General features: G+C 68.0%; 14 protein-coding genes and 1 pseudogene. 9 read left to right on the plus strand and 6 right to left on the minus strand.

The genetic code is table 11. The features are described 5' to 3' along the window. Positions 1 to 516, minus strand: coding sequence for a hypothetical protein (locus tag JDV09_RS07240; RefSeq protein WP_221368426.1), 516 nt, complete (start codon positions 514 to 516; stop codon positions 1 to 3). Positions 517 to 559: 43 nt separating this feature from the next. Between JDV09_RS07240 and JDV09_RS27230 the strand changes: the two genes are divergently transcribed. Next, positions 560 to 790: a hypothetical protein gene (locus JDV09_RS27230; protein ID WP_221368427.1), complete on the plus strand. Its 231-nt coding sequence runs from the start codon at positions 560 to 562 to the stop codon at positions 788 to 790. A 228-nt stretch (positions 791 to 1,018) separates the two neighbouring features. Here the strand turns inward: JDV09_RS27230 and JDV09_RS07250 are convergent, their stop codons facing one another. Both JDV09_RS07250 and JDV09_RS07255 read right to left on the minus strand, forming a co-directional pair. Next, complete coding sequence (locus JDV09_RS07250; RefSeq protein ID WP_221368428.1) at positions 1,019 to 1,960, minus strand: LLM class F420-dependent oxidoreductase; 942 nt, start codon at positions 1,958 to 1,960, stop codon at positions 1,019 to 1,021. Between the two features lie 27 nt (positions 1,961 to 1,987). After that, positions 1,988 to 2,611, minus strand: coding sequence for a TIGR03085 family metal-binding protein (locus tag JDV09_RS07255; protein ID WP_221368429.1), 624 nt, complete (start codon positions 2,609 to 2,611; stop codon positions 1,988 to 1,990). A 227-nt stretch (positions 2,612 to 2,838) separates the two neighbouring features. Here JDV09_RS07255 and JDV09_RS07260 point away from each other — a divergent pair, with 227 nt between their 5' ends. The 4 genes from JDV09_RS07260 to JDV09_RS07275 are packed head-to-tail and all read left to right on the plus strand — an operon-like array spanning position 2,839 to position 7,260. Continuing rightward, positions 2,839 to 3,453, plus strand: a complete 615-nt coding sequence (locus JDV09_RS07260) for a TetR/AcrR family transcriptional regulator (protein ID WP_221368430.1) — start codon at positions 2,839 to 2,841, stop codon at positions 3,451 to 3,453. Continuing rightward, positions 3,450 to 3,896, plus strand: a complete 447-nt coding sequence (locus JDV09_RS07265; RefSeq protein ID WP_221368431.1) for an MmpS family transport accessory protein — start codon at positions 3,450 to 3,452, stop codon at positions 3,894 to 3,896. Before JDV09_RS07260 ends, JDV09_RS07265 begins: the two co-directional genes overlap by 4 nt. Further along, a complete protein-coding gene (locus tag JDV09_RS07270; protein ID WP_221368432.1) occupies positions 3,893 to 6,808 on the plus strand; it encodes an MMPL/RND family transporter in 2,916 nt (971 codons plus the stop codon). Before JDV09_RS07265 ends, JDV09_RS07270 begins: the two co-directional genes overlap by 4 nt. Then, positions 6,805 to 7,260, plus strand: a complete 456-nt coding sequence (locus JDV09_RS07275) for a hypothetical protein (RefSeq protein WP_221368433.1) — start codon at positions 6,805 to 6,807, stop codon at positions 7,258 to 7,260. Before JDV09_RS07270 ends, JDV09_RS07275 begins: the two co-directional genes overlap by 4 nt. 14 nt (positions 7,261 to 7,274) lie before the next feature. Here the strand turns inward: JDV09_RS07275 and JDV09_RS07280 are convergent, their stop codons facing one another. Then, positions 7,275 to 7,874 (minus strand): hypothetical protein, encoded by a 600-nt coding sequence (locus JDV09_RS07280; protein WP_255604940.1) that lies wholly within the window; start codon positions 7,872 to 7,874, stop codon positions 7,275 to 7,277. An 84-nt stretch (positions 7,875 to 7,958) separates the two neighbouring features. Next, positions 7,959 to 9,008, minus strand: coding sequence for a M48 family metallopeptidase (locus JDV09_RS07285; RefSeq protein ID WP_221368435.1), 1,050 nt, complete (start codon positions 9,006 to 9,008; stop codon positions 7,959 to 7,961). A gap of 101 nt (positions 9,009 to 9,109) precedes the next feature. Between JDV09_RS07285 and JDV09_RS07290 the strand changes: the two genes are divergently transcribed. Further along, entirely contained in the window at positions 9,110 to 9,988 is an 879-nt protein-coding gene (locus JDV09_RS07290; protein ID WP_221368436.1) for a polyphosphate kinase 2 family protein, read from the plus strand. Here the strand turns inward: JDV09_RS07290 and JDV09_RS27415 are convergent. Then, on the minus strand, positions 9,909 to 10,697 hold the full coding sequence (locus JDV09_RS27415; RefSeq protein ID WP_372452861.1) for a flavin reductase family protein: 789 nt from the start codon (positions 10,695 to 10,697) through the stop codon (positions 9,909 to 9,911). The two genes, JDV09_RS07290 and JDV09_RS27415, sit on opposite strands and share 80 nt — an antisense overlap. Between JDV09_RS27415 and JDV09_RS27420 the strand changes: the two are divergent. The 3 genes and pseudogenes from JDV09_RS27420 to pks2 form a co-directional block, all read left to right on the plus strand. Beyond that, positions 10,665 to 11,006: pseudogene (locus JDV09_RS27420) on the plus strand (hypothetical protein); the annotation flags it as partial. The gene JDV09_RS27415 and the pseudogene JDV09_RS27420 sit on opposite strands and share 33 nt — an antisense overlap. A 196-nt stretch (positions 11,007 to 11,202) precedes the next feature. Further along, positions 11,203 to 11,550, plus strand: a complete 348-nt coding sequence (locus JDV09_RS27145; protein WP_308124044.1) for an ATP-binding protein — start codon at positions 11,203 to 11,205, stop codon at positions 11,548 to 11,550. Between the two features lie 1,060 nt (positions 11,551 to 12,610). Beyond that, complete coding sequence (pks2, locus tag JDV09_RS07305; protein ID WP_308124045.1) at positions 12,611 to 18,889, plus strand: sulfolipid-1 biosynthesis phthioceranic/hydroxyphthioceranic acid synthase; 6,279 nt, start codon at positions 12,611 to 12,613, stop codon at positions 18,887 to 18,889. The last annotated feature ends 8 nt before the right edge of the window (positions 18,890 to 18,897 follow it).

The following is an 18,897-nucleotide window of genomic DNA, read 5'->3' on the forward strand; positions in this document are numbered from 1 at the left end:
TCACGGCGCCGGCGGCTCCGGTGACTCGGTGACGGTCTCGGTTTCCGTCTGAGTCTCGGTTTGGGTGACGGTGCTGGTGCTGGTGCTGACCGACGTGCTCGGAGTGGTCGTGGTCGTCGTTGTCGTGGGCTCGGTGGTCGTGGTCGTCGTGGTGGTCGGTTCGGTGGCGGTCGTCGTGGTCGCCTCGGTCGACGGCATCGTCTCGGTCACCGTCACCGGGGGCACTACCGAGGGGGCGGCCGAGGTCGACGTGAGTGGCGTCAGGGGCGTCGTGGTCGTGGTGGTCGGCGCCGAGTCGCCGGTGATCAACTTGGCCAGCGCGTACACGACCAGCGCGATCACCACCGCGCCGACGGCGCCGAAGGACACCAGGGCCACCGGCTTGCGGAACCAGGGCGTCGGGTCGGGCTGGGCCGGCTCGTCGCCGTAGCCCTCCTGCCCGCTGTAGTTGCTGAGTCGGGTCGGCTCGTCGTCCGGGTAGTAGTTCTGGTCGTCGTCGGATCCGTAGCGCGCCACGAAGCCTGATATTAGGCGCTGCGGCTAGGGAACCGGGGTCAGTGTGCGGGTCACGTTTGTGCGTGGCCGGTTGCGCGAGGTCGTCGTGGTCGTCTCGCTATCGCTACTGCGGTCACGGGTGCGCGGCGGGCGGGTGGTGATGGTGGTGACCGACGACGACTCCGAGCTCGGCGTCGTGGTCTCCGGGTTGATGTCGGAGGTCTGCGGCGGGCTGGTGCTGGTGATGGTGGCCGTCGTGGTCGAGGTTGTCGGGCCGGACCGGGTGGTCGAATAGCTCGGCTCCAGCAGGTTCGGCGGCTGCTGTGGCTCGTTGGCCTGACGGGTGACGTACAAGATGGCGCCGATCAGCAAGGCGATGGCCGCGAGCCCCGCCGCGCTGGCGCCGAGCAACGTCGACGTGCGGTTGTGCCATGGTTCGGGCGGCGCATCCCGCTGGTCGTCGTCTCGATCCCGGTCGGTCACGGCCACCGATAGTATCCGCGGCGGCGTGCCCACGGCCGGGTCAGCCGAGCTGGGGAACGATCTGCGCTGCGGCGAATTCGATGTGATCGAGGTCCGACATGTCCAGAACCTGCAGGTAGATGCGCTGCACGCCGGCCTCGAGGAACGGGCCGAGCTTGTCGATCACTTCGGCAGGGGTTCCCACCGCCGGCGAATTCGAGCGGAGTTCGTCGACCTCGCGGCCGATCGCGCCCGCCCGCCGGGCGATCTCGGCGTCGTCGCGCCCCACGCACAGCACGAACGCCGCCGAATACGTCATCGAGTCCGTCGCGCGGCCGGCCTTCTCGACCGCGGCGGCCACCCGGGCGTACTGCGCGGTCAGCGTCTCCAGCGGTACGAACGGGATGTTGAACTCGGTGGCGAACCGCGCCGCCAGCGCCGGAGTCCGCTTGGCGCCGCCGCCCCCGATGAGGATCGGTGGGTGCGGGGTCTGCACGGGCTTGGGCAGGGCGGGCGAATCGGCGACCCGATAGTGCGTACCGGTGTAGTCGAAGGTCTGGCCGGGCGGGGTGTCCCACAGGCCGGTGATCACCTCGAGTTGCTCGGTCAGCCGGTCGAACCGTTCGCCCAGTGCCGGGAACGGAATGGCATAGGCGCGGTGCTCGGCCTCGAACCAGCCTGCGCCGATGCCGAATTCGACACGGCCGCCGCTCATCTCGTCGACCTGGGCGACCGAGATGGCCAGCGGGCCGGGATAGCGGAAGGTGGCCGAGGTGACCATCGTGCCGAGCCGGATCGTCGAGGTCTCCCGGGCGATGCCGGCCAGCGTCACCCACGAGTCGGTCGGCCCGGGCAGTCCGTCGCCGCTCATCGCCAGGTAGTGGTCGGAGCGGAAGAACGCCGAGTAGCCGGCGCTCTCCGCGGTGCGCGCGACCGCGAGCTGGTCGGCGTAGCCGGCACCCTGCTGGGGTTCGACGAAGATGCGGAAATCGACCGGGTCCACGACGCCAGCCTAGAGTCCGGGCGGAGGCTACAGGCCGCCGCGGGATTTCTGCACGGCCTCCACCACGGCGGGATCGCCGTCGATCGACACGCGGGCCTCGCTGCGGCCGGAGGCGAACATCAGCAGCTCGCCCGGGTCGCCGGTGACCAGCACACGTGGCCCGCGGCCGACGGTGGCCAGCGTGTCCCCGGTCGGGGTGGCCAGCACCACCGTGGCGGGCGCCCTGCGCATCGTCATCCGCGCCATCATCGCCACCGGGCGGCGCAGCGCGGCCAGGGTCTGTTCGTCGAGGGCCCGGGGTTCCCAGCCGGGGCGGGCGCGCCGGACGTCCTCGAGGTGAATGAACATCTCGGCCGCGTTGGCCACCGCGTCGAGCGGCTTGAACGGTGAGTACAGCGGCGGCCCGGACGCGATCTTGCCGACGAGTTCGTCCCAGCCGGTGGACGTGGCCACCTGTCGCTGCACGCGTTCGGTGTAGCCGGCCAGGAACGGCACCAGAATTCCGCCTGCGGCATCCAGGCGGCGTTCCCGCACCACCAGGTGTGCCGCGAGGTCGCGGGTGGTCCAGCCCTCGCAGAGGGTGGGGGCATCCGGGCCCGCCTCCCGCAGGGCCTCCACCAGGGCGGCTCGTTCGCGCTGTGCAACGGTCATGGTGTTCGTGTTCCCCTCTGCCGCCGTTTCGATTCCTGTGCAGTATGGCCGCGACGCAGCCGAGTGAGAAGCCACGGCTGCGACTGGGGCGTCGTTCGCGACCGTGGCTTCGCATTCGCGGTGGCGGACCGCGATCGGCGGGAAATCAGGTCTGGTCCCCGCGCCGTCGTGCCGCTAGCATTTCCATCTGTGTTGAATTCTGCATACGCAGAAATCCAGGTCGGCGGATGAGCCGTCCGCTCCGGCACGTCACCAAGCACCCCGGGCGGCGGCCGGGGCCCAACACCACCCGCGAGCTGATCGCCGACACCGCACGCAAGCACTTCGCCGAGTTGGGGTACGACCGCACCTCGATGCGACAGGTCGCGCTGGCGGCCGAGGTCGATCCGGCGCTGGTGGCTCACTACTTCGGCACCAAGCTGGACCTGTTCCTGGCCGTCGTCGAGCTGCCGATCGACCCGGCGGCGCTGATCGACCGGGTGGTCGGGGGCGGTTCCGAGTGCGCCGGCACACGGTTGGCGACCGCGGTGCTGGATGTCCTCGACGACGAGGTGCGCCGCCGCCCGATGGTGGGAATGATCCGAGCGGCGACCGCCGAACCCGAAGCGGCCCGGTTTGTGCGCGACTTCCTCACCCGCAACCTGCTGCTGCCGATCGCCGAGCGGCTCGAGGCCGACCATCCCGAGTACCGGGCCGGTCTGGTGATGTCTCAGATCGTCGGGTTCACGCTGGCCCGCTACATCGTCGGAATCGCGCCGCTGGCCACGCATCCGCGCGAACTCGTGGCCGCCGATCTGGGTGCCACGCTGCAACGCTATCTGCTGGGTGAGCTGAGCCGGTGAACGGCAGCGCGGTCGGCCACCTCCTCGCGAAGGGGTGGATGCTGCTGGTCGCGGTGGTGGTGATCGCGGTGGCCGGTTTCACCGTCTACCGGCTGCACGGCATCTTCGGGTCGAATGACGATGTGTCGGCCGGTGGTGAGCTGCCCAGCGACGCGGTGTCGCTCAACCCCAAGCGCGTTGTCATCGAGGTCTTCGGCGATCCGGGCGCGGTGGCGACGATCAGCTACGTCGACGTCGACGCGCAACCGCAGCGCGTGGACGATGCGCCGCTGCCGTGGTCCTACGACGTGACCACCACGCAGCCCGGGGTGTTCGTCAACGTCGTCGCCCAGGGCGACGGCGATTCGCTGGGCTGCCGCATCACGATCGACGGGGAGGTCAAGGACGAGCGGACGGTCAACACGTTGAACGCCTACACCTACTGTCTGGAGAAGTCCGGGTGAATGAGCATCGCGTCGAGGAGCGTTCGCCGGGGGGCAGGATCTCACGGTTCATCCGGTGGTGGTCGGTGCCGATTGTGTTGGGGTGGTTGCTCATTGCGGTGTGCACCAACGTTTTCGTGCCGCAGCTGGAGGACGTCGGCAAGGAGCACAATGTCGGTTTGAGTTCTCCCGACGCGCCCTCGCTACGGGCGATGAAGCGCATGGGCACGGTGTTCGACGAGTTCGACTCGGACAGTTCGGCGATGATCGTGCTCGAAGGTGACCAACCACTGGGCGCCGACGCCCACCGGTTCTACGACACCCTGATCCGGGAGTTGTCCCGGGATACCACCCACGTGCAGCACATCCAGGATTTCTGGGGGGATCCGCTGACGGCCGGTGGCTCGCAGAGCAGCGACGGAAAGGCCGCCTACACGCAGGTGTTCCTCGCCGGAGACCAGGGCGAGACGCTGTCGCTGGAGTCCGTCGACGCGGTGCGCGACATCGTGGACAACACCCAGCCACCGCCCGGGGTCAAGGCCTACGTCACCGGCGCGGCGCCGCTGTTCGCCGATCAGATCCTGGTCGGCGGAGAGGGTCTGCTGAAGGTCACCCTGATCACCATCGGGGTGATCCTGTTCATGTTGCTGTTCATCTACCGCTCGATCGCGGCGACGATCCTCGTGCTGTTGACCGTCATCATCGAGATGAGCGCGGCCCGCGGTGTCGCGGCCGTGCTGGCCGACTCCGGGATCATCGGCCTGTCGACGTTCGCGACGAACCTGCTCACGTTGCTGGTGATCGCCGCGGGCACCGACTACGCGATATTCCTGCTGGGCCGCTACCAGGAAGCGCGCCAGGCCGGCCAGGACCGGGAAGCCGCCTTCTACACGATGTATCGCTCGACCGCCCATGTGATCCTCGGTTCGGGTCTGACGGTGGCCGGTGCGGTGTTCTGTCTGAGCTTCACCCGGCTGCCCTATTTCGAGAGCATGGGTCCGCTGGGTGCGATCGGTGTACTGGTCGCGCTGGCCGCGGCGCTGACCCTGGCCCCTGCGGTGGTGACGGTGGCCTCGCTGTTCGGACTGCTGGACCCGCGGCACGCGATGCGGACGCGGGGATGGCGGCGCGTCGGCACCGCCGTGGTGCGCTGGCCCGGGCCCATCCTGGTGGTGACCGTGGCGGTGGCCCTGATCGGCCTGCTCGCGCTGCCCGGCTACAAGACCAACTACGACCAGCGTCGGTACCTGCCGTCGGACACCCCGGCCAACCTCGGTTACGCCGCCGCGGAACGGCATTTCTCGGTCGCCCGGCTCAACCCCGAGCTGGTGATGATCGAAACCGACCACGATCTGCGCGACCCGACCGGCATGATCCTGCTGGAGCGGGTGGCCAGGGCGATCTTCCACACCCGGGGCATCGCTCAGGTGCAGTCCATCACCCGGCCGCTGGGCACCCCGCTGGACCACAGCTCGATCCCGTTTCAGATCAGCGCCCAGAGCATCGGCCAGATCGAGAACCTGCCGTTCCAGCAGGACCGCGCCGACGACCTGCTCAAACAGGTTGCCGAGATCGACAAGTCGATCGCCACCCTCAAGCAGCAGTATGCGCTGCAGCGGCAGGCGGTCGCCGCCACGGGTGAACAGACCCAGGCGTTTCACGACACCGTTGCCACCGTCAACGAGTTGCGCGACAAGATCGCCAACTTCGACGACTTCTTCCGGCCGTTGCGTGCCTATTTCTATTGGGAACCACACTGTTTCGACATCCCGATCTGCTGGGCACTGCGCTCCATCTTCGACGCCCTCGACGGGATCGACGCGCTCACCGACCATTTCGGGGAGGTGACGGCAAGCCTGGACAAGCTGAATGAGCTGCAGCCACAACTGCTCGAGCTCATCCCGCGGCAGATCGCCAGCCAGGAAGCCAGCCGCGACCTGACGATGACGAACTACGCGACGCAGTCGGGGATCGCCGCCAACAGCGAGGCGGCGCTGGAGAACGCGACCGCGATGGGGCAGGCATTCGACGCGGCCAAGACCGACGATTCGTTCTACGTGCCTCCCGAGGTCTTCAGCAACCCCGAGTTCCAGCGTGGCCTGAAACTGTTCCTCTCGCCGGACGGCAAGGCCGCCCGAATGATCATCACCCACGACGGGGATCCCGCGACGCTGGAGGGCATCTCACACATCGACGCCATCCGCGCCGCCGTCGAAGAGGCCGTCAAGGGCACCCCCCTCGGCAACGCCGACATCTACATCGGCGGTGCGGCGGCCACCTACAAGGACATCAGCGAAGGCGCGAAATACGACCTGATGATCGCCGGCGTCGCCGCGCTGAGCCTGATTCTGCTCATCATGGTGTTCATTACCCGAAGCCTGGTCGCCGCGCTGGTCATCGTCGGCACGGTGGCGCTGTCGCTGGGGGCGTCGTTCGGCCTTTCGGTGCTGCTGTGGCAACACATCCTCGGTATCCAACTGTTGTGGATCGTGCTGCCGTTGGCCACCATCCTGCTGCTGGCGGTGGGGGCGGACTACAACCTGTTGCTGATCTCGCGGCTCCGAGAGGAGATCCACGCCGGGGTCAACACCGGCATCATCCGCGCGATGGCCGGCTCCGGCTCGGTGGTCACCTCGGCGGGCCTGGTGTTCGCCGCCACCATGGCGTCCTTCGTGTTCAGCGACCTCCGTGCGATCGGCCAGGTGGGTACGACGATCGCGCTCGGACTGCTGTTCGACACCCTCATCGTGCGCGCGTTCATGACCCCGTCGATCGCGGCGCTGCTCGGCCGATGGTTCTGGTGGCCCCAGCGGGTGCGCCCCCGACCCGCCAGCCAGATGCTGCGGCCCTACGGAACCCGATCCGCGGTCCGCCAACTGCTGCTGTGGGATGACGACGACGAGTCGGTCGCCCCGAACGGGGTCACCCGGTGAACGTCGGCGTGTTCGGTTGGCTGACGATCGTCGCCTTCGTGGCCGAATTGGTGTTCGCCGCCTTCGCCTTCGTCTTCGTGCGACGGCTTCTGCGGCGCACCCCCACCGAGGTGAGCGAACGCGTCGGCAGCGTGCGGCTGGTTCTGGACAAGGTGCGCAAGGGCGAACCGATGTCGGACGACGAGGCGGATTTCGCGATGCAGACCATCACCGACCGCCGGTCGCCGATGGCCTTCTCCATCCCCGCCGCGATCTTCACCGTCGGATGCCTCTACGTGTTGGCAAAACTCGACCAGCTGCACGGCGGCGCACCGTCGTGGGGCACGTTCATCGGGGTGCTGCCGATGCTGGCGTCGATCAACATGACCGTGGAACTGGTGAAGATCGGCGCGCTGAAGGGGCGCGCAGACCGTTTGACGAAACCTGCACTGCCGCATGAGCACGCGATGTAGCCGGCGCGCCGCAGTCAGAAGCCCTCGACACCCTCGACGCTGATCGCCATGCCGTGGCCGGTGCGGTCGTTGGTGAACCGGGTGCCGTTCTGATCGGCGTCGATCGTCCAGCCCACCGCCGAATAGGTCTGGTAGTCCAGCGTCACCGTGGGTATGGCGCCGAGATTGCCGAGTACCCAACTGATGTCGCCGTCGGCACTGAGCCGAACACCGTTGGCCGGCGTGCCGTCGATCTCGGGTGCGTTGACGAATGACGACTCGCAGCCGACCTCCTGCTCGTCGAGTTGGCAGCGGGTCTTGCCGGACTTCGTCTCGATGAACACGTAGCCGTTCTGCGCGGGCAGCACCGTGCCGGGCGACGGCGGCGTCGGCTGCGGTTCCAGGGTCGACGGCGGCGCTGCTGTCGGCGCGCTCGACCGCGGTGTCGGGAAGCTCGGCTCGGCGTTGGTGCCGCAGCCCGGGCAGGTCGGGGTGCCGCCGATGGTCGTGGCGCAGGCGGCCAGCAGCGCTGCGGAGGCGAGCGCCACACCCGCCGCCGTCGCCCTGGACACTGCGCCAGTCCGGTTGTCAGTCCACACCGTTCTCCCTCGGCCGTCGACGCTCAACGTACCCATGCTGTGGCGCAAGTGATACGTGCGACGATTGATGTTTATGAAGATGTGAGGCTGACGCACCTCGGTGGGGCTCTCGCGACAGGCTCAGTCGGTGGGGTTCCCGCGCCGCCATCCCGAGATCCTGCGGCCCACGCTGTCCACCGCGCTGGTCGCGGCCTGACCGACGCCGGTGACGATGCCGCCGAGGCCGTCGCGGATGCCCCGGATCAGTGGATCCTCGGACTGGTCGAAACCGTCCCGGTAGTGGCTGGCCGCCGCGCCGACGTCGTCGGCGAACCGGGCACCGTCGTCGTCACGGGTGGGGTAGTCCCCGGCCAGCACGGCGCCGTATTCGCCGGAGTCCACCCACTGGGTCAGCGCCGCGGCGCGCAGCACCGAGAACGGGTGGGTCCGCAACTCCAGGTTCAGCAGCTTGAGCACACCGTCACGCATGTCACCGGTGCGTTCGTACTCGCGGGCCTGGGCCAGAAACGCCTGCGAATCCAACTTGTCCAGTCGCTTGCCCCCGGCGAGCTTCATCTCGACCCGGATCGCGGTGTCGAGGTCCTGGGTGCACAGCAGCCCCGCGCGGTCACCGGAGAGTTCCGCCTTGCGCTGCCACTCCATCAGTGCGGCCACGATGGCGCGCAGCGCCCAGCCGCCCAGTGGCAGGAACCCGAACGTGTCCGCCAGCCGCATCAGGTGCATCAGCATGGTCTGGTACACCGCGTGCCCGCTGAGCGCGTGGCCGAGTTCGTGGCCGACGACGAAGCGCATCTCGTCGTGGTCCATCAGGTCGTACATGGCGGAGGTGATGACGATGAACGGGGTGTCCATGCCGATGCAGTAGGCGTTGACGACCGGGCTCTGCAGCACGAACAGGTCGGGCTTGTCCCGGGCGTCGAGGACCGTCACACAGTCGTCCAGCAGCGCGTCGAGGTCGGCGAACTGCCGCGGACCCACCTTCGCGGCGCTGGCCAGGTAGAGCAGCCGATGCTGACGCTCCCGCAGCATCGCCGAGAGCACCTTGAGGACCTGGTCGAAGCCCTTGAGCTGACGCAACGCGGTGAGCGCGACGCGGTCGGCGGGATGTTCCCAGGCGCGCGAATCGATGCCCGGGAACGTCGTGCGGGTGGTCGAGGGTAGCTGAGTCACCGTCCTGCCCTTCGCTGTCTTCGATCAGCATAGGTGCGCCCGCGGGTGCCGCCCCGACGCGATTAGGCTCGGGTGCGGGGTCGACGATCGCGGAGGCGACGGTGAGCGGACAGTGGAGGCAGTTGGCGAGGGCTACCAGGGTCCCGCCGGGCACGAAGGTGGACCTCGCCAAGGATTTCGATCCCCGGCGACATGACAGCGGGCTGGGCAAGAAGGCCGGCCTGGCGGCACTGGCCGATGCCACCGCCAGGCTGTCGGAGTTGCAGGACCGTTTCTTCGCGCAGGCGGACCGGGCACTGCTGATCGTGCTGCAGGCGATCGACGCGGCCGGCAAGGACGGCACGATCAAACACGTCATGACCGGGCTGAACCCCGAGGGCGTGGACGTGCACAGCTTCAAGACGCCCTCGGAGACCGAACGGGCACACGACTACCTGTGGCGGCACAACAGGGCGCTGCCGGAACTGGGTCGTATCGCGGTGTTCAACCGGTCCCACTACGAGAACATCCTGATCACCCGCGTGCACCCGGAGTTGTTGTGGCCACCCGAGGCCAGGCGCGACACCAAGGGAATCTGGAAACGGCGGTACCGCGAGATCAACAACTGGGAACGCCAGCTCTGTGACAACGGGACCACCGTCGTCAAACTCTTCCTCAACGTCTCCAAACACGAACAGAAGCGCCGGTTCCTGCAGCGCATCGAGGAGCCCGAGAAGAACTGGAAGTTCTCGATCGCCGACCTGCGGGAACGCGCGTTCTGGGACGACTACCAGCGGGCCATCCAGGCCATGCTGAGCCATACCAGCACCGACTGGGCCCCCTGGCACGTGATTCCCGCCGATCACAAGTGGTTCAGCCACCTGTCGACGTCGGCCGTGCTGGTGGACACCCTGGAATCGCTCAACCCGCAGTACCCGGAGATCGGCGGTGTGGCGAAACGCGAGTTGACCGACGCGAAGAAGGCACTGCTGGGCGAGTAGCGGGATTCCCCGGCGCTGGGGGTTTCTGGTCCGGTGCCCCGATCAGACATCGAGCGTCAAGGTGGGGGTGTGCGCCCGGGAGACACAGGGGTAGACGATGCCGGCTGCGTCGTTGTGCGCTGTGCTCGCAACGGAGTCCAGGTGTTCGGCGGCCGCCGCCGAGGACACGGATTCCGCACGCGCCGCAGACCCCCTCCCGGCATGAGGAACTGACGGGTACGTTTGCCCGCTCGAGAGCGTCGAGTAGCGACCGGTTTTCCGGGACGTGCACACGTACGCCGCTGCGCCGGCAGATCACGTGGAACGGTCGGCGCGGGGTGGACTCCGGCCGGACCGCCGGAACGAACCGCTCGACATGCAGCTGCGCAGGCCGCACCAGCGCGCGGACCGCTTCGGTCATCGAGGAGGGGCCGCAGCAGTACACCGCGGCGGTGGTGCTGGCGAGGATTCGCGCCAGGTCCGGTCGGACGCCGTATTCGTCGCGGGCGTGTACCCACACGTTGGCCGGCCATCGACGCTCCAGTTCGTCGCTGAACGCCATCGACGATCGCCCGCTGCCGATGTAGACCAGCCGCCAATGCCGATGGGCAGGAAGCGATTCGATCATCGCCCTGATGGGTCTGATACCGATTCCGCCGGCCGGGAACAGGTCCTCGTGCGCGGGCTCGAGGACGAAATGATTGTCCGGGCCGGACACGCCGACGCTCATGCCGGGCCGTGCCGCGGTGGACAGCCAGGCGCTGCCGCCGCGGGACTGCGGCGAGCGGTGCACGGCGATCCGGTATCGGTGCCGTTCGGCAGGGTCGCCGCAGAGAGAACAGGGTCGCCGCAGAGAGAACAGGAACGTCGCAACCCGTTGGGAAGATGCAGCGTCACATGGGCGCCCGGCCCCGGCAGCACGGTCACCCGAAGGCTGCGTCAGTTGCGCACACCGCTGACGGCACTGCGGTTGCGTCTGGACAGCGCCGCCGATCTCGTGGATGTCGATCCCGACACGGCCCGCGACACCCTTGTCTCGGCCCGGGAGGAGGCGTTGCGGTTGCAACGCATCATCGATGGGCTCTTGATGCTCAGCCGCCGATGCCGGGATCACGCCGGAGGAGATCGATCTCGCCGAGGTGGCGCGCTGACGGGCCGACCAGTGGCGGCCGCTCGCCGACGAATCGGACGTTCGCATCGACGTGGCAGCACCCGCGAGGCTCCCGGCATCGGCCGTGCCGGGAGCAGCCGAACAGATCGTCGACAACCTCATCGACAACGCGTTGGCGGTGTCACCACCCGGGAGCGCCATCGAGGTGGCGGTGGCGCCCGTTCCGGATTCCGCTTCTGTGGACCTGCATGTCCGTGACGAGGGCCCGGGGATGTCCGCCGAGGACTGTGCGCGGGCATTCGACCGGTTCTGGCGCTGTCGCGGCGACACCGGAGGCAGCGGGCTGGGCCTGGCCATCGTGGCCCAACTCGTGCGCGCCGGAGGGGCCACCGCGGAGTTGCGCCCCCGCATGCTCGACGGGGCCCGCGGGCTCGACGCTCACGTGCGGTTCGGTGCGCCGCAGCGCTCCTGACGACCCGCGACCCGGGGATGCCTGAGCGAAGTGGTCGCGGTTGTTGCCGAGCGATCAGGAGAACCCACCGAGCCGGCAGTGCAGCACGTCCGGGTGGACCACCAACGGGCGTTCGATTCATGACCCGGATGGAAAATGGCTTTGCATCGGTAGATGGCCTTGCCTGAGTCCGCGCCGGATCGCCGCGTTCCAACGGGCTGATTGTTGCCACCGATGTCGCGAACGACGAGGTGGGCAATGGAGCGCCGAGCGCGACATCGCGGCTGCACCCGCCCGTTGCGTCCGGGAGCGGTCTGGGACGTCGCAGCCTCACGATGACGCGCAGCGGATGAGGCGAGGTCCCCGAACGTGGTTGCGGTCGATCTTGTACTAGCCTGTCCCCCAACGAGGAGCGTGAGCGTCGCCATACGGGGTCGGCGCCGGCGCCTTGGTCGTCGAGGGCAACGGTGCCGACGGCCGTGACATCGGGCGTGACATCGGGCGTGACGTGGGGTGGCCGGGGATGGCCGACGTCATGGCGTCCCCACCAGTCGTCGGGTTACACCGACGGTTTCCCGTGTCACGCTGGGGTTGCCAGAGCTATGAAGAGTGACTAGCGACACATGCTCCGTCACGGTGTCTTCGCGGGTCGTGACAACGACGGGTTTCGTGGCCGAGAGACAAAAGAGTCCGCCTGACGGACGAATTTTTTTCACGTCGCAACTGGACCGGAGTACGCCCTCAAATGCCCCGCTTACATGTTGCTGGCAGTGTTGTTCCGAGCGGAACTGTGGGATCTGCCGACATTGCTGATGCACTCGGGGAGGATCGGACCGGATTCGGTTTGTCCGGGGTATTCCGCACGGAACTGCCAGTATCCCGCGGTGTTATGATCTTGAAACCTCGGGATTGCCTCGGCACAGTGTATATTTGCTCCATTTGATCCTCGGCGCTGGGGGTAGCGCTGAGGCCGTGGGAGGCGCGTCGCTGGGAGCTTGGTGCGTTCGCTCGCCGAAAGGTCGATTCCCGTGGTACCAACTACACTCATGCTCTCAGCGAGAAGCATTGAGAGGTGTGCAAGGTGGCTCGAGTAGGTATTACGCCGGTTGCGGTCGTGGGGATGGCATGCCGGCTGCCAGGTGGGATCGACTCGCCCGAGCAACTGTGGCAGGCGTTGCTGCGGGGTGACGACCTGGTCACCGAGATCCCGCCGGGCCGGTGGGACGCCGAAGAGTACTTCGACCCCGAGCCGGGTGTCCCGGGGCGTTCCGTGTCGAAGTGGGGCGGCTTCCTGGACGACGCCGTGGCGTTCGACGCCGATTTCTTCGGGATCTCCGAGCGTGAAGCGGTGGCCATCGACCCGCAGCATCGGCTGTTGCTCGAGACCGCCTGGGAGGCGGTCGAGCACGCCGGGATCGATCCCGCGACCCTCGCGGGCTCGCTGACCGGGGTCTTCGTGGGACTGACCCACAATGATTACGCATACCTGTCGGCCGACGCCGAGGCGCTGGAAGGGCCCTACGGGTTCACCGGGACGAGCTTCAGCCTGGCGTCTGGTCGGGTCGCCTACGCGCTCGGCGTGCACGGCCCCGCGATGACGGTGGACACGGCGTGTTCGTCGGGACTCAGCGCCATTCATCTGGCCTGCCGCAGCCTTCAGGCGGGCGAGAGCAATCTGGCTCTGGCCGGCGGTGCCGCGGTGCTTCTCGAGCCGCGCAAGGCCGCCGGCGGCTCGGCAGCGGGGATGCTGTCGCCGACCGGCCGGTGCCATGCCTTCGACGAATCCGCCGACGGGTTCGTCTCGTCGGAGGGCTCGGTAGTGCTGACCCTCAAGCGGCTCGACGACGCCGTCGCCGACGGAGACCGCGTCCTGGCGGTGATCCGGGGCACCGCGGCGAACCAGGACGGCCACACCGTCAACATCTCCACCCCGTCATCCGAGGCGCAGACCGCGGTGTATCGATCGGCGCTGGCGGCGGCCGGTGTCGATGGCTCCTCGGTCGGGCTGGTGGAAGCGCACGGGACCGGAACGCCGGTCGGCGACCCGCTCGAGTACGCCAGCGTCGCCGCGGTGTACGGCACTGCCGGCCCCTGCGCGTTGGGCTCCGCCAAGACGAACTTCGGGCACACGCAATCGGCAGCCGGCGCCTTGGGGGTCATGAAGGCCGTGCTGTCGGTGCAGCGCGGTGTCATCCCGCGCAACCTGCACTTCAACCGGCTTCCCGAGCAGCTCGAAGCAGTGCAGACGGAGTTGTTCGTGCCCCAGGCGACCACGGCGTGGCCCGTCTACGGCGACCATCCACGTCGCGCTGCCGTTTCGGCCTATGGTCTTTCCGGCACGAATGTGCACGCGATCGTGGAGCAGGCCGCAGGGCCCGTCTCCGAGCAGCGCCCGGCCCGGCACGCGACAGGTCCCCTGCTGTTCCCGCTGTCGTCGACCTCGGCGCCGGAACTGCGCCGAACGGCGGGCCGGCTGGCCGATTGGCTCGCCAACAGCGGCGACGGCAACGGCCGCGGACCCGCGATCGATCTCGCCGACCTCGGCTACACGTTGGCGCGTCGGCGCGGTCATCGGTCGGTGCGGACATCGGTGATCGCGCAGGACCGCGAGGGTTTGATGTGCGCGCTGAGGGCGGTCGCCGAAGACGAGGCCCCCTACCAGCCCGCGGTGGCGCAAGACGACAAGGGACCGGTGTGGGTGTTCTCCGGGCAGGGTTCGCAGTGGGCGGGAATGGGGTCTGAGCTGCTGGCTCAGGAACCTGCCTTCGCCGCCACGGTCGCCGAACTCGAGCCGCTGATCGCCCGGGAATCCGGTTTCTCGGTGACCGAGGCGATGTCGGCGCCCGAGGTGGTCAGTGGCATCGACAAGGTGCAACCGACGCTGTTCGCCATCCAGGTCGCGCTGGCGGCCGCGATGAAGGCGCACGGGGTCACCCCGGGAGCGGTCATCGGTCACTCCATGGGCGAAGCGGCCGCCGCGGTGGTCTCGGGCGCCCTGACGCTCGAAGACGCGGTCAAGGTCATCTGCCGACGCTCGAAGCTGATGTCGACCATCTCCGGTTCCGGGGCCATGGCGTCGGTCGAGTTGCCGGCTCAGCAGGTGCTCTCCGAGCTGGCGGCCCAGGGGATCCAGGACGTCGTGCTCTCGGTGGTGGCCTCACCGCAGTCCACGGTGGTCGGCGGCGCCACCGGCGCGATCCGGGACCTGGTGGCGATGTGGGAGGCACGCGGGGTCATGGCGCGAGAGGTCGCCGTCGACGTCGCGTCACATTCTCCGCAGGTCGACTCCATCCTGGACGATCTCGTCGACGCGTTGGCCGACATCGAACCGGCCGATCCGGTGGTTCCGTACTACTCGGCCACCCTGTACGACCCGCGCGAGATCCCGCTGATGGATGCCGACTACTGGGCGGACAATCTCCGGCACACCGTGCGTTTCAGCGCTGCGATCGGGGCCGCGCTCGAGGATGGTCACCGGGTTTTCGCAGAGCTTTCGCCGCATCCGCTGCTGACTCACGCGGTCGAACAGATCGCGCGTTCGACCGATGTGCCGTTCGCCGCTCTCGCGAGTATGCGCCGTCAGCAGGAGATGCCCCACGGACTGCTCGAGTTCATCGGCGATCTGCACAGTGTGGGCGCGGCAGTCGACTTCTCCTCGCTCTATCCCGCCGGACGTCTACTGGACGCCCCGTTGCCCTCCTGGACGCACCGCAGGTTCGAGTTCGAGACCGACGGCCAGCATGTTTCGACACGGGGTGGCTCGCTGGTGCCGGTCCATCCATTGCTGGGTTCGCACGTGCTGCTTCCCGAGGAGCCCGAACGCCATGTATGGCAGGGCGAAGTGGGTACGGGTTCACACCCGTGGCTCAACGATCACCTCGTGCACAATGTCGCGGTGCTGCCCGGCGCGGCCTTCTGCGAGATGGCACTCGCCGGCGCTCGTCAGGCGCTCGGAGACGCCAGCGTGGTGCACGACGTCTCCTTCGAGGAGATGCTGTTGCTCGACGAGGTGACCCCGGTCGCCGCCTCGGCTTCTCAACTTCCCAGTGGTGCAATGGAGTTCGTGGTCGAAACGCACAGCGATGGCGAACGGTCTACCCGCGCAAGAGCGCAACTCGGTCTCGATGAGGCGCTGGACAAGCCGCTCAGCCGTGACCTGGAGGCGCTGCTCGCCCTGCACCGCAATCGGGTCGACGGCGCCGATCTGCGGGTGGCCTTCAAGGCCGTGGGAATCCACCACGGCCCTGCCTTCGCCGGTCTGGCCAACGTCTTCACCTCCGACGAGGCGCTGGACACCCTGATCGCCGAGGTCGCCCTGCCGGGCCCGCTGCGGTCCCACCAGGGCGGCTATTTCGTGCACCCGGCGCTGCTGGACGCGTGCTTCCAGTCGGTGATGGCCCATCCCGATGTGCAGAACGTGACCGGCCTTCTGTTGCCGCTCGGCGTGCGCCGGTTGCGCGCCTTTGCATCTGCACGAAACGCCCGGTACTGCTACAGCCACATCATCAAGGTCGACTCCAGCGGGGTCGAGGCGGATTTCGACGTGCTCGACGATCGCGGCGAGGTTCTGCTCAGCGTGACCGGCCTGCAGCTGGGTACCGGAGGTTCCGAACGGGCCCAGGCTGATCGGCTGCTCAACCAGCGGTTGCTGGAGTTGGACTGGCAGCGGCGACCCTTCCCCGAGTCCGACGTGGTCGGGGAAGGTGCATGGTTGCTGATCGAACTGGGCGACGGCGGCGACGCGCTGAGCTCGGAGCTGTCCGACGCGCTGGAATCGCGCGGCGCCGAGTGTGTGACGCTGGCCTGGCCGGGAACCTGTGACCACGCCACCAACGTCGACAAGCTCGCAGCGCTGCTGCGCGAGCGGACGTTCGTCGGCGTGGCGCTGCTCAGTGGACCCACCGGCGGTGCTCCGGACGACCGGACCCCTTTCCACGGTGGCGATTTCGTTCGTCTGCTGGTGCGAGTCACCAGAGAGCTCACCGAAGTGGCGCCTCGGCTGTACGTGGTGAGCAGGGACGCCCAGAGTGTCTTGGCCGATGATGTGCCCAACCTCGAACAGGCGGGCGTGCGAGGCCTGATGAGGGCGATCGGCATGGAGTATCCGAGGCTTCAGGTCACCCAGATCGACGTCGACGCAGCGACCGACCCGCAGTTGTTGGCGCGTCAGCTGTTGATCGGCTCGCCCGAGGACGAGACGGCGTGGCGGGACGGCGAGTGGTTCACCGCGAGACTGTGTCCTTCTCCGTTGCGAAACGACGAGCGGCACAAGACCGTTGCGGACAATTCCACCGACGGCATCCACCTGCGGGTCGGCACTCCCGGGGACCTGGAGTCGTTGGAGTTCGTGGCGTTCGACCGGGTCACACCCGGGTGGGGGCAGATCGAGGTCGCGGTCACCGCGTCGAGCATCAACTTCGCCGATGTTCTCGTCGCCTTCGGACGTTGTCCCAGCTTCGACGGGCGGCTGCCCGAACTCGGCTCCGAGTTCGCGGGCACGGTCACCGCGGTCGGTCCTGGAGTGACGACCCACCAGGTGGGCGACCGCGTCGGCGGGGTCTCACCCAACGGATGCTGGGGCACCTACGTGCTCTGCGACGCGGAGTTGGCGACCAAACTGCCGGATCAGCTCGGCGATAGCGAAGCGGCGGCGGTCGGACTGGCGTACGCCACGGTGTGGCTGGGCCTGCAGGAGCTGGCCAGGCTGCGTGCCGGCGACAAGGTCCTGATTCATTCCGCCACCGGTGGTGTCGGTCAGGCCGCCATCGCCGTCGCGCGCGCAGCCGGCGCCGAGATCTTCGCGACCGCGGGCAGCGAGCAGCGACGACAGTTGTTGCGTGACTGGGGAATCGAGCACGTCTACGACTCGCGTACCATCACGTTCGCCGACGAGATCCGTCAGGACACCGGCGGCTACGGCGTGGACGTGGTGCTCAACTCCGCTACCGGCGCCCTGCAGCGCGCCAGCCTGGAGTTGCTCGCCTTCGGTGGGCGGTTCATCGAGATCGGGAAACGCGACATCTACGGCGATACCCGAATCGGCCTGTTCCCGTTCCGGCGGAATCTGTCCTTCCACGCCGTGGATCTGGCGTTGATGACGGTTACCCATCCCGGCGAGGTCCGCAGGCTGCTGGACGTGGTGTACCGGTTGACCGCCGACGGAACGCTGCCCCTGCCGGACATCACCGAGTACCCACTGACGGATGCTGCGAACGCGATCCGCCAGATCGCCGGAGCCCAGCACACCGGCAAACTGGTCCTCACCGTCCCGCGGTCGGGTCACAGCGACGCCGTGCTCCCGCCCGAACAGGTGCCCGTGTTCCGCCGCGACGGTTCGTACATCATCACCGGCGGTCTCGGTGGTCTCGGCTTGTTCCTGGCCGAGAAGATGGCCGCCGCCGGCTGTGGACGGATCGTTCTCACTTCGCGTAGCGATCCGTCTTCCAAGTCGCTCGAGATCATCGACCTCATCCGGGCCACCGGCGCCGACATCGTCGTCGAATGCGGTGACATCGCCACCGCCGGCACCGCCGAGCGGTTGGTCGCCTCGGCCACGCGCACCGGCCTGCCACTTCGGGGTGTGCTGCACGCCGCGGCGGTGGTCGAAGACGCAACGCTGGTCAACATCACCGATGGGCTGGTGGAGCGCGACTGGGCGCCGAAGGTCTACGGGGCGTGGAATCTGCACCAGGCGACGGCGTCCGAACCGCTCGACTGGTTCTGTTCCTTCTCGTCGGCGGCGGCACTGGTGGGCTCGCCCGGCCAGGGGGCCTACGCGGCGGCCAACAGCTGGCTCGATGCGTTCACCCGCTGGCGTCGTTCGCAAGGCCTTCCGGCCAGCGCGATCGCGTGGGGAGCCTGGGGTGAGATCGGCAGGGGAACCGCGATGGCCGAGGACGACGCCGCCATCCTGCCCGACGAGGGCGCCCAGGCGTTCGAAACGTTGCTGCGCTACGACCGCGTCTACACGGGCTATGCCCCCATTCTGGGCACACCGTGGCTGACGTCGTTCGCCGAACGCAGCCCGTTCGCCGAACTGTTCAGATCTGCGTCGGAAGGGGCGATGGAATCGAGGAAGCTGCTCGTGGAACTGGCGGCGTTGCCGAGAGAAGATTGGGCGACACATCTGCGCCGGCTGATCTCCGAACAGGTCAGCCTGCTCTTGCGCCGTCCGATCGACCCGGACCGTCCGCTGGCGGAGTACGGGCTCGACTCACTGGGCAACCTGGAATTGCGCACGCGAATCGAGGCCGAGACGGGCGTTCGCGTGAGCTCGATGGATCTGACCACCGTTCGAGCACTGGCCCAGGTTCTGTGTGACTCGCTGACCGTCGACGAGGTGACATCGGCCTCGTCCTGAGTCTGCGC

The sequence above is a fragment of the Mycolicibacterium xanthum genome (assembly GCF_019710635.1).
Taxonomy (GTDB): Bacteria; Actinomycetota; Actinomycetes; order Mycobacteriales; family Mycobacteriaceae; genus Mycobacterium; species Mycobacterium xanthum.